This window comes from Roseivirga spongicola, assembly GCF_034376045.1.
Lineage (GTDB): Bacteria > Bacteroidota > Bacteroidia > Cytophagales > Cyclobacteriaceae > Roseivirga > Roseivirga spongicola.
Window position 1 is genome coordinate 1,835,121 of sequence record NZ_CP139724.1, and the last position, 11,602, is coordinate 1,846,722.

Below are 11,602 nucleotides of genomic sequence, written 5' to 3' on the forward strand. Positions count from 1 at the left end.
GTGTCTTGAGTCTTGAGATAGGGTTTTATTCAAACCAAAAACCACCCCAAACAGGATATGAGTTTTTAAGTATCCATTTATTGGACTCCTTTTTGAATAGATAAAAACTTCCTCCTCCACAGTCATTGCCACACAGCAAATCGAAATAGATCAGACCATCTCCATTTGGTAATTCATAAGACTTAGTAATGCTAATTAAGCCAATTGTCTGATCACTGACTTCATTAGTCAACAGAACCCCTTGTGTCATTTTATTTTCCTGTATTGATAGCCATTGTGGAGATGATATTAGATGCTCGATTCCTTCTCTGACATCAACAGAAATATTATCCCAACCAAGATTGTCTTTTGCAATTATGATATTGTGTTTTCCTTCATCAACGATTGCAAATTCAACGTTCTTGGAGTCTTTGATGAAAAATTCTTCAATACCAGCTGAGATTGCTAGTTCTGAAAGTTCTGTTTTTTCTTTTTCGGTGCAACAAGCAGTAAGAAAAATGAGAAGGATGATTGAAATGAGTGGTTTTTTCATTTTATACTTAATACTCAATACTCAATACTCAATACTCAATACTTATCAAAGTTCTAATCTGCCCCAAATGATGTTTCAGGTGAAACACATAATCTTCCATAAAATGGCCTAAAGTGGTAGGCTCTCCCTCGGCAATAGGTTCCATAGCGGTTTTGTGGAGGTTATGCTCCGTACGTTGCTTATCCCTAACTTCAGGAGTAGTATTGTACATGATGTTAGAAACCAGAATGTTCATTTGCCTCCAGGTAATGAGTAGGTCTTGCCAATCCATATTCTGATAATCAGCAGCTTCAACCCAGTCATTTTGAGCGTATGGAGTTACGATTAAGTCGTCTGAGAACTGAGCACGGACAAAGCGGCCATGATTGTTTGAGGCAGAGTCAATCAGGTGACCTAAAATCTCCTTTGCCGACCATTTATTCGGAGCTGGTTTCACCGCAGCATCTTTGTCATCGACCATTAAAAATTCCTCAAAAGCTTGAAGAGTAATTTCACGAAGGTTATAGTCAGTTCTCATGCTGCAATGATAGTTAAAATACCCCTCTGTTCTGCGGTCATTTCCTCTTAAAAAAGGGTGATTTCAAAGCAAGATTTACTAACTCCAAGGAGGCGGTTGGGGCTTGTTTTAATTTCACGGTATGTTGCTAGGCCTTCCATCTGACCTGCGGTACTGATGTGGCTTTCCGTCAGTACCGAAGGTCAAACGGAAAAGTAGACTTGTAACCTAAAAAATGTCCATGTAAACTCAAGTCTCCATACCATTTCACAGATTACCTTTGACAAACTTAAGTTCGAGACAGCAACAAAGACCAAAGCTTATTCAAACACTCTTAATAAAAGTTTGTCAAAGATTGGGGCAATAAAAGGCCCTTAGCCCATAAAGGACTGAGGGCCTTACTATTAAAAAGACAGAGGCTTAGAACTCCATTGGTACCTCAATAGCTAGTACTTCAGCATAAGACTTGGCTTTCACTTCAAAGCTCTCTGTTTCAGAAACACCTACCGCATCGCGAGTGGTTAGGGCTTCACCAGCTACTTCCATATCGCCATTGAGTACAAAGAAATAGACTCCGTTCCCTGGCTTTTTAACATCATAGTTCAGTTTGGTTCCAGCATCTAGATTGGCCAGACTGAAAAAAGCATCTTGATTGATCCACAAAGCATCGCCCCCTTCTGGAGATACTACCGTCTGAAACTTGTTCATTCGGTCTTCTACTTCGTAAGTTTTTTGCTCATATCTCGGCTCAATATTCTTCTCTTTCGGGAAAACCCAAATTTGGAGAAAGTGCACCTCTTCGTCTTTGTTATGATTGTACTCCGAGTGGCTAATTCCAGAACCTGCCGACATGATTTGTACATCGCCTTGACGAATCACTTTATGTCTTCCCGTGCTGTCTTTGTGCTCTAAATCTCCTTGTAGCGGAATAGACACAATTTCCATGTTCTCATGTGGGTGAGTGCCAAAGCCCATTCCTTCGGCCACCTCATCATCATTTAATACCCTTAATGCGCCAAAGTGAACGCGCTCAGGGTTATGATAGTTAGCAAAACTAAAGGTGTGACGGCTTTTCAACCATCCGTGGTTGGCATAACCGCGACTATCAGATTTATGTACTACAGTTTTCATTTTGAATCCTTTCTTTTATTTCTATGTATGTACATGTATTAAACTCATTAGTTTGAAATTCGGTTCAATTGGTAGAATAGAATCAGTAACGTCATGCCGGAAAAATTGTCCCTAATTTAAGACAGGGACAATTTTATCCGGTATCTAAATTCTTCAATTAATAAGATTCCGGATATTTTTCTTCTCACAAATCAAGTTGAGAAGAAAAATTCCGGAATGACGCCTTGGGTTTTTGAATCCTCCGGACTCCGGTCACATCCCCTTTAAAGAGTAACTTCCTAGCAAGTGGCACATCTATGAAACTCTGCCAAACGATGTTTGCACGGATACTCCTCCTTGGCGTTCCGCCCCGAAGTCTCGGGGCACCGGAAGAGGTTGGGAGAATTGGCTCTTATAGGGGGCTTAAGACTGTTCTTTTGTAAATCATCTAAATGTCTGAAATCTACTTGAAAGCCCCCATCTCGTCTCTTCCCCCGTAGGAGGAGCACGGTTCTAAGTGCAGGAAAGAACAATTTTGTCTGATTCTTACAGCAATTGTTGCCCCTCTTTACCGAGGTTTTGGGAGGGGAGCGGAAAAGGGTAGAACTCACTACAATCCGATTTGACGAAATGTTCTTCAGCCGACATCAAATCAAGCAATCATTTAAAGATGGAACTTAGCTTCAACTCTTTAGCTTTCTACAAGACTATATTTTTTAGCTTTGCGCTTTGTTTTGAAGAGAGAGAAACCAGAAATCAGAGTAATTATCCCCGCTTTTAATGAAGAAAGGTCGGTAGCTCATGTTGTGAAGGATATTCCTTCAGAATGGGTGGAAGAGGTGATTGTGGTGAACAATGCTTCAACAGATAATACAGTGGAGGTTGCTCAACAAGCAGGGGCAACGGTGCTTACCGAAATGACTCCTGGTTATGGTAATGCTTGTCTCAAAGGGATAGAATACATAACCAAAGAGCTTCCTACTACAGATATAGTGGTGTTTTTAGATGGCGATTATTCTGACTATCCACAACAGTTGCCAGAAGTGGTGAGTCCCATTATTGAAAGAGATTTCGACTTAGTAATTGGTTCCAGAGCTTTAGGCAGGAGAGAATCAGGCTCCATGACTGTTCCCCAAGTATTCGGTAACTGGCTGGCTACTACTTTGCTTAAATGGTTTTACGGTGTCAAGTTTACAGACTTAGGGCCTTTTCGAGCTATCAAGTATGACAAGCTGATGGAGATCGGGATGGTAGATCGAGATTACGGCTGGACTGTAGAGATGCAGCTTAAGGCTGCCAAGCATAAACTCAAGTGTACCGAAGTAGCTGTAAACTATAAGCGAAGAATTGGGGTTAGCAAAGTGTCTGGAACAGTGAAGGGCACGGTTATGGCCGGATATAAAATTTTATACACCATTTTTAAGTATCTATAATGTACTGGCTAGAACTACTAATTCTTACTTGCTACACAGGTGCGCTACTGTTCATTTTTCTTTACAGTATTTCGCAACTTTCTTTGGTGTATCAGTACCGAAAAGCATCTAGAAAGGGCTTAATTAAACAACCTGCCAAGGTTACAGAAGATTATAGATATCCTATTGTTACGGTTCAGTTGCCCATTTATAACGAACTGTATGTAGTTGAACGATTAATCGATGCGGTGGCCAAACTCGAGTGGCCAGAAGATAAACTCGAAATTCAGGTACTTGATGACTCTAATGATGAAACTGTTGAGCTCGTTGCGGCTAAAGTAAATGAGTGGAAACAGAAGGGACTAGACATTCAACATGTAAGAAGGGAAGATAGAAAAGGCTTTAAGGCAGGTGCGCTTCAGTACGGAACAAGCATTGCTAAAGGGGAGTTCTTAGCTATTTTTGATGCTGACTTTGTGCCTCAGCCAGATTTCTTGAAAGGGAGCGTTCCACACTTTGATAGTGATGAAAAAATTGGGGTGGTTCAGACCCGTTGGGGGCACATTAACGAAAAGTATTCAATGCTCACTAAGCTCCAAGCTTTTGGTTTGAATACGCATTTCAGAGTGGAGCAAAATGGTAGAGCGCAAGGGGGGCACTTTCTCAACTTTAATGGTACCGCAGGCATTTGGAGAAAAACCTGTATTGCAGATGCTGGCGGTTGGAAGGCCGATACACTTACTGAAGACCTTGACTTAAGTTACCGCGCTCAGCTTAATGGCTGGAAAATCTTCTACACCCCAGAAATTGTGGCACCTGCAGAATTGCCTGCGGCTATGGGGGCTATCAAATCACAACAATATCGCTGGACAAAAGGAGCTGCCGAAACCAGTAGAAAGCTCTTGCCAAAAGTGTTGAAGGCACCGCTGCCTTTGGGTACTAAATTTCATGCTACTTTCCACTTGCTCAATTCGGCAGTTTTCATCTGTATAGTTATCACCGCTCTGTTAAGCGTCCCCGTTTTATTTATTAGAAATCAGTCTGATAGCTGGGAATGGCTCATGAACATTTCCATGATGTTTTTGATGGGCTATGTCTTCTTAGTCATCTTTTATTGGAATGGTTTCAAAGATGATGAACTCAGTTTTTGGCAGAATTTAAAGACGTTTGCTCCGCAAATGTTTATGCTACTTTCAGTTTTCTTGGGCTTATCTGTCCATAATGCGCTAGCGGTTTTTGAAGGGCTAATGGGTAAAAAGAGCCCCTTTGTCAGAACCCCGAAGTTCAACATCAAAGACAAGAAAGATAGCTGGAAAGGGAATATTTACTTCAGCAAAAAAATCAATCCTTTAACAGTAATTGAAGGCTTGTTGAGTCTCTATTTCTTTGCTGGTTTAGGGCTTGCATTTTACTTCAATGATTTTGCTCTGCTGCCCTTTCATATTTTGTTGAGTTTAGGTTTCTTGCTTGTGTTCTACTATTCGGTACAACACACTCGCCATGCCTAAGCAAAACTATTGGCTGAATACGGCCTTCATTCTCAGCGCAGCACTTACCATTTACATTGGCTACTTTGTTCCAAGGGAATCCACGGTTCAACTCATTTCGGCCTACACACTTTTCTTCGCAGCTATTGTTGTCATCTGCAAAAAACTAGATAATGGTGAGGAAGAGCTAGCCTATTACTGGGGCATGCTGCTTCGGGTATTGCTGATTGCCTCTGTGCCTAAGCTTTCTGATGATATTTTCCGCTTTGTGTGGGATGGCAGGTTGCTTACTTCGCTGGAAGATCCTTATAAACACTTACCTGCTTACTTTTTAGACCAAAACATAGAAGGGGTTGACCAAGCGCTTTTTGCTAAACTCAACTCTAAGGAGTACTTCAGCGTTTACCCACCGCTTAATCAGGTGATTTTCTTTATCGGAGCTCTGTTTTCGCCCAATTCAATTATTTGGTCGACTGTTGTGATTCGCATCATCTTGCTGCTGTTTGAACTAGGTAATATTCGCCTGATTCAAAAGCTCCTGACTCATTATGGACTTCCGCAGAAGTACGGATTAATCTATGCTTTGAATCCGCTGGTGATTTTAGAGTTGACTGGAAATCTGCACTTCGAAGCTATTGTCATTTTCTTCTTACTACAGGCTGTGTGGTATTTTGAACAAAAGAAACTGAATTGGTCGGCTGTGTTTTTCGGGCTTTCCGTAGCCACTAAGTTCATTCCATTAATTGCTCTGCCTTTGCTGATTAGAAAGATTGGTTTCAAGCAAACACTGATTTACGGCCTGATTGTAGTTGCTACGTTGGCTGTTACTTTTCTGCCGATGATTAACACTGCTCATGCTTGGGCCATTTGGGAAAGCATGTCGCTTTACTTCCAGAAGTTTGAGTTTAATGGCAGCTTCTATTATTTGGCTAGGTGGTATGGGTTCGAAGCCTTCGGCCATAACATCATTGAACAGTCAGGAAAATGGATGATGGCAGCTACCTTCGTAAGCATCATGATCTACTCTTTGGCCGCTAAAAAGAGTGGTGATTGGCCAAGGCAAATGGTGTGGGTTTGGCTGCTGTACTTGCTGTTTGCTACCACAGTGCACCCGTGGTATGCTATTCCTTTATTGGCAGTCAGTGTATTTTCAAACGTGCGTTTTCCGTTTCTCTGGTCTTACCTTATCTTCCTAACATATATCAACTACTCTGGCGGAGAATATCAAGATCGGATTGATGTAGTAATGATTGAATATGGTATTCTCGCTGTATTTGTTTTACTCGAAATCTTTGGGGTAAGGCTCAACAAATGGTTGTTTAGTTTGCCTTCTCGAGAGTCTTAGTTCAGGTATTTTCGTCCCGTTAGGGACTAAATGTAGGTAGGTAGTTAGTCTTTACATCAGTTCATAGCTGAGCCTTTAGGTACAGAAGAAAAGGATGTTTTGTACCTAAAGGCACAAACGAAAGAGTTTGCTAGGAGATTTTACCAATATTCTGTCCCTAAAGGGACTAAGGAATCGCTAGTAGTTAGTTCAATTCCAACCTATAGGTAATATGCTTCTTAGATGGTTCGGCACCTAAGCCTTTGTGAATGGCCAGCATTTTATCGTTAAAATCTCCCACCCATGAAAGTTCAATGTCTTTTACGTTGGTGTTGTTAATGGTATGCTGAAAAGCACGATAGGTCAACACAGACTCCAGCCCCATATTCTGGAATTTTGGCTTACTGCCCATTACTACCACTCTAACGCGAGTAATGAAATTCGTTTTTTTCAGGTACAGGAAACGAAGCTTATTCCAAAGGTTAAGTTTGCCATTGAATTTCTTGAAGATTTGATTCACATCAGGAAGACACATCACGAAGGCGGCAGGTTCATCGTTCACATAAGCGAATTGAATAACACCAGGGTCAACAATTGGCTTAATTTTTCTGAATGTCTCTATCACGTAATCCTTCTTGATAGGCGTGAAGTTTTCGAACTCTGCCCAAGCCGAATTATAGATGTCCATAAAATCTTCAGCAAACTGATCGATTTTAGACGGATCGAATGGCTTTGTGGTCAGGTTTGGTCTACGTTTGATTACGTATTCTGCAATTTTTACAAACCTAGGGCTTAAACCTTTTTCAAGGTTAAACTCATTGGTTATTTGCTCCATCTTTACGTAAAAGCCATAGTCTTCAAACATCTTTTGGTAATAAGGATGGTTATAAGCCATTCCGTAAGATGGTTGAGTAAAACCTTCTACCAAAAGTCCCCAGTACTGATCGTTCTCGCCAAAGTTAATAGGGCCATCAACGGTAGTTACTTTTCTTTCTTTTAGCCACTCAACGGCCGTATCGAACATTAAGTTGGCTGCTGCTGAATCATCAATGCACTCAAAAAAGCCTATACCTCCAATTCTCTTGTCGCCATAATTGGCCTTCTTTTCATTGATGAAGGCGGCTATTCTGCCAATAACTGAGCCTTGATCGTTTTTAAGAATCCAGCGAGTGGCTTCACCGTGTTGGTAGAAAGTGTTTTTGGAAGGATCGAAAACTGCGTCAATATCGGAATCCAGTGGACAAACCCACTCTGGATCGTTTTTGTATAGCGCCCTAGCTACGTCTAGAAATGCTTTTTCCTGATCCTTTTTTTTGACTTCTGATATCTGCATAAAACCCAAATTCCGATGCTAGCAACAAAGAAATCCTTTATTTGTGATACTTGAAAATGGAAGCGTCAATATTTAGCTCAAGAGCCCCTTCTTCTGAAGCTCATCAAAGATAATTCTGTCTACAAAAGAGACCAATGGTTTGTCTTTATAATTGAGCCATCTTACTTCTTCAATTTCGGCCGCAGGCTTTATAGTTCCTGTGTATTTGGCCCAATAGCAAGTCATTTGCACTTGAACGCCAAGAGGTTGACCGTGAGCTTGCGCTTCGAAAGTTCCGAAGTGCTCTAAAGAAGCTGGAAGAAGCGCTACAGAAAGTTCCTCATCTATCTCCCTCAACAGCGCTTCATCATCATTCTCTCCTGGTTCTCGCTTACCTCCAGGAATGTAAAATACATTCTTGCCAATGGAGCGAGCTACCAAAATCTTTCCGTCAACTATTTCTATCCAGGCTAGCTTATCAATTATTCGGCTCATTCCTCAATTAGTTTCTCAAGAATTTCCTGAGCCGCTTTAGCAATGACAGTTCCCGGACCGAAAACAAACGAAACACCAGATTCAAAAAGGAAGTCATAGTCATTCGGAGGAATTACTCCACCAGCAATTACCATAATATCTTCTCTGCCTATTTTCTTGAGTTCTTCAATTAGCTGAGGAACTAAAGTCTTATGGCCTGCGGCCAAACTAGAGGCGCCTATAATATGCACATCGTTCTCAGCAGCTTGCATGGCTGCTTCGGCAGGAGTTTGAAAAAGTGGCCCTATGTCTACATCAAAGCCCATGTCGGCAAAGCTGGTAGCAATTACTTTGGCACCTCTATCGTGCCCGTCCTGCCCCATTTTGGCCACCATGATTCTTGGTCTTCTGCCGTCTAATTCAGCAAACTTATCTGCCAAGTCTCTGGCCTTAATAAAGTCTTCGTTTTCTTTCACTTCACTCGAATATACGCCCGAAATGGTTTGTGTTACAGCTTTATGTCGGCCGAATACTTTTTCCATGGCCATAGAGATTTCTCCAAGCGAAGCTCTTTTTCTGGCGGCTTCTACTGCTAACTCTAATAAGTTGCCTTCACCTGTCTCCGCACATTGGGTAATGGCTGAAAGTGCGGCTTCTACCTCATCAGAGTTGCGTTCTTTTCTCAATTTCTCAAGGCGAGCAATTTGAGATTTTAGAACAGCAGTATTGTCTACTTCAAGTAGTTCAATATCGGTTTTCTCATCTACCGCATATTTGTTTACGCCCACAATGGTGTCTTTTCCCGAATCAATTCTAGCTTGCTTTCTAGCGGCAGCCTCTTCAATTCTCATCTTTGGAAGACCTTGCTCAATGGCTTTGGCCATTCCGCCCATTTCTTCTACTTCTTCAATCAGTGCCCAAGCTTTCTTCACTAGCTGATCTGTCAAATATTCAACATGGTAAGAGCCGCCCCAAGGGTCAATTACTCTTGTAATTCCAGTTTCCTTCTGCAAGTAGATTTGGGTGTTTCTAGCAATTCTTGCGGAGAAATCTGTTGGTAAAGCAATGGCTTCATCTAACGCATTGGTGTGTAGCGATTGCGTATGGCCCATGGCTGCGGCTAAGGCTTCCACACAAGTTCTGGCTACGTTATTGAAAGGGTCTTGCTCCGTTAGCGACCAGCCAGAAGTTTGGCTATGCGTTCTCAAAGCCATAGACTTAGAATTTTTTGGGTTGAATTGCTTCACAATTTTTGCCCAAAGCAATCGGCCTGCTCTCATTTTGGCTATTTCCATGAAGTGATTCATGCCAACAGCCCAGAAAAATGAAAGTCTTGGAGCGAAGTCGTCTACATCTAAGCCTGCTTCAATACCTGTTCTCAAATACTCAAGACCATCAGCCAAAGTATAAGCCAACTCTAAATCTGCAGTTGCTCCAGCTTCTTGCATGTGATAGCCAGAAATGCTGATAGAGTTGAATTTAGGCATGTTCTTGGAGGTGTATTCGAAAATATCTCCAATAATTCTCATAGAAGGCAGGGGAGGGTAGATGTAGGTATTCCTCACCATAAACTCCTTCAAAATATCATTCTGAATGGTGCCTGAAAGTTTGTCTTTACTCACGCCTTGTTCTTCGGCAGCCACAATGTAGAATGCCATAATCGGAATTACCGCACCATTCATGGTCATGGAAACAGACATCTTATCTAGTGGAATTTGGTCGAAAAGGACTTCCATATCTAAAATGGAGTCGATGGCTACACCGGCTTTTCCTACATCGCCCACTACCCTTTGATGGTCTGAATCGTAACCACGGTGAGTGGCTAAATCGAAGGCTACAGAAAGTCCTTTCTGTCCAGCAGCGAGGTTTCTTCGGTAGAATGCGTTTGATTCTTCAGCTGTAGAAAAACCAGCATACTGGCGGATTGTCCAAGGTCTAACGGTATACATGGAGCTATATGGCCCTCTCAAATAGGGCGGAACCCCTGCTCCAAAGCCAAGGTGTTCAATGGACTTGAGTTCAATGCCTTCTAAGCTCGAAGGAATGTCAATTCCTTCGGCAGACTTCCACACTTCAGTAGATTTAGCAGATTGTTGGGTTGGCTTAATGTTATTTAAATCCGGTCTCATTGGGCTTCACTTTTCAACTGTTCTACATCCGTTTTGCTCAATCCGCCATTGTCTTCAATTTTTTGTAGAAGAGTCAGTGCATCATTATATAAAGTGTGAGTTAGCTCTTCTATATAATAAGAGCCAGCGGCAGGATCTACCATTTTATTGAGGTAAGACTCTTCGCTCAGAATGGAAGAGATATTTCTGGCTATTCTTTCTGCCAGAGAATGCTTTTCTGGGAAGATGTTATAGAATGGCTGAACGATCAACCCGTCTGTTCCTCCTATTATGGCCGACATGGCTTGGGTAGTAGCATGTAGCATAAAACTATGTGGGTCGTCAATTTCTGCGGTCCAAGGGCCAGCTTGGCTAATGATTTGTACCGATGGTTCATTAATTCCGTAGGCTGAAATAATCGATTCGGCAAGCTTTCTCAGAGCTCTGTGTTTGGCAATTTCTATAAAGAAATCGTTTGAAATTGTCTGTCTAAAAAAAGTGTTGCTGACACAATCTTCTACCTGAGCCCCATTGCTGGTTAGCTGATCTACCTTTTCAATAAGTTCAGCTAAAGTTAGCGCTAGTGACAGGGCTGCGTTTTCTTCTTTAACAACGGCAACCTCTAAAGACTTGAGCTTCCCTATGGAGGCCAACGTAGAATGAGCTGTTGAAATGAAGCCTGATACCTTCTCTATATCTACATCTGCCTTACTTAAATATTGATCGTAAGAGGTTATGAAATCTGCTGTTTGAATTGCTTCTGACAAAACAAAAGACAGACTGCAGTAAGCAGGCTGGATATCTTTTAGCAGTAAGCTCCAGTCTGGTGCTGCAGAAAGCTGAAAGACTATTCCGGTTGCGCCATTTTCTAATGCACCCAAAGCCTTTTGGTTCGCTGCTTTGTCATCTTCAACCACAATTGGTTGATAATTGACCCAATAGCGATCGCCAAAAAGGGTGGGCTCATCACTGAAGCGGCTGTAATTAAATGGTTCGAAGTCAAGGTTTTCTGCCGTATAAAAAGGCCTGCCAGAGATTCCTTGGGTTTTCCACAATAACGACTCTACTGGTTGCCCGCGTAGGTCGCCTCGAAGTTTTTCCGTCCAATCTTCAGCAGTTTGTTTTTCAAATTCTTGAAATAATCCACTACTCATATATCACACTTTACTTGTGCGAAAATACGTTTTTTAAGCTAGCGGACTAAAATTTTCTGATGGGTGATTTTGTGGATAGGAATTGTACGATGACTATCTCAGTGTCAGTTATTAACAAAACGGAATGTGGATAACATGTGGATTAGTGGGGAAAACTATTTTCCGCCCAAAGCTCTAATCAGCTTTCCATTCT

10 protein-coding genes are annotated in these 11,602 nt (G+C 41.8%); 3 read left to right on the forward strand and 7 right to left on the reverse strand.

The features are described from left to right. Window positions 1-25: 25 nt before the first annotated feature. The 3 genes from T7867_RS08090 to T7867_RS08100 form a co-directional block, all read right to left on the reverse strand. Entirely contained in the window at window positions 26-532 is a 507-nt protein-coding gene (locus T7867_RS08090; RefSeq protein ID WP_322300061.1) for a hypothetical protein, read from the reverse strand. Window positions 533-560: 28 nt separating this feature from the next. Next, window positions 561-1,049: a DinB family protein gene (locus tag T7867_RS08095; protein WP_322300062.1), complete on the reverse strand. Its 489-nt coding sequence runs from the start codon at window positions 1,047-1,049 to the stop codon at window positions 561-563. Between the two features lie 399 nt (window positions 1,050-1,448). After that, a complete protein-coding gene (locus T7867_RS08100) occupies window positions 1,449-2,159 on the reverse strand; it encodes a pirin family protein (RefSeq protein ID WP_322300063.1) in 711 nt (236 codons plus the stop codon). Window positions 2,160-2,872: 713 nt separating this feature from the next. Between T7867_RS08100 and T7867_RS08105 the strand changes: the two genes are divergently transcribed. From T7867_RS08105 to T7867_RS08115, 3 genes are read left to right on the forward strand one after another with little or no spacing between them, the layout of a single operon-like run. After that, complete coding sequence (locus T7867_RS08105) at window positions 2,873-3,571, forward strand: glycosyltransferase family 2 protein (RefSeq protein ID WP_322300064.1); 699 nt, start codon at window positions 2,873-2,875, stop codon at window positions 3,569-3,571. After that, on the forward strand, window positions 3,571-5,058 hold the full coding sequence (locus T7867_RS08110; protein ID WP_322300065.1) for a cellulose synthase family protein: 1,488 nt from the start codon (window positions 3,571-3,573) through the stop codon (window positions 5,056-5,058). The genes T7867_RS08105 and T7867_RS08110 overlap by 1 nt, the downstream gene beginning before the upstream one ends. After that, on the forward strand, window positions 5,051-6,382 hold the full coding sequence (locus T7867_RS08115; RefSeq protein ID WP_322300066.1) for a hypothetical protein: 1,332 nt from the start codon (window positions 5,051-5,053) through the stop codon (window positions 6,380-6,382). The genes T7867_RS08110 and T7867_RS08115 overlap by 8 nt, the downstream gene beginning before the upstream one ends. A gap of 184 nt (window positions 6,383-6,566) precedes the next feature. Here T7867_RS08115 and T7867_RS08120 read toward each other — a convergent pair whose 3' ends face one another. The 4 genes from T7867_RS08120 to T7867_RS08135 all read right to left on the reverse strand — a co-directional run bounded on the left by T7867_RS08120 (window position 6,567) and on the right by T7867_RS08135 (window position 11,409). Beyond that, window positions 6,567-7,694 carry a hypothetical protein gene (locus T7867_RS08120; RefSeq protein WP_322300067.1) on the reverse strand — a complete coding sequence of 376 codons (1,128 nt, stop codon included), beginning with the start codon at window positions 7,692-7,694 and terminating at the stop codon, window positions 6,567-6,569. Window positions 7,695-7,766: 72 nt separating this feature from the next. Next, window positions 7,767-8,168, reverse strand: coding sequence for an NUDIX hydrolase (locus T7867_RS08125; RefSeq protein WP_288340790.1), 402 nt, complete (start codon window positions 8,166-8,168; stop codon window positions 7,767-7,769). Continuing rightward, window positions 8,165-10,276 (reverse strand): methylmalonyl-CoA mutase, encoded by a 2,112-nt coding sequence (gene scpA, locus T7867_RS08130; protein ID WP_322300068.1) that lies wholly within the window; start codon window positions 10,274-10,276, stop codon window positions 8,165-8,167. Before scpA ends, T7867_RS08125 begins: the two co-directional genes overlap by 4 nt. Further along, complete coding sequence (locus T7867_RS08135) at window positions 10,273-11,409, reverse strand: methylmalonyl-CoA mutase family protein (RefSeq protein WP_322300069.1); 1,137 nt, start codon at window positions 11,407-11,409, stop codon at window positions 10,273-10,275. Before T7867_RS08135 ends, scpA begins: the two co-directional genes overlap by 4 nt. Between the last annotated feature and the right edge of the window lie 193 nt (window positions 11,410-11,602).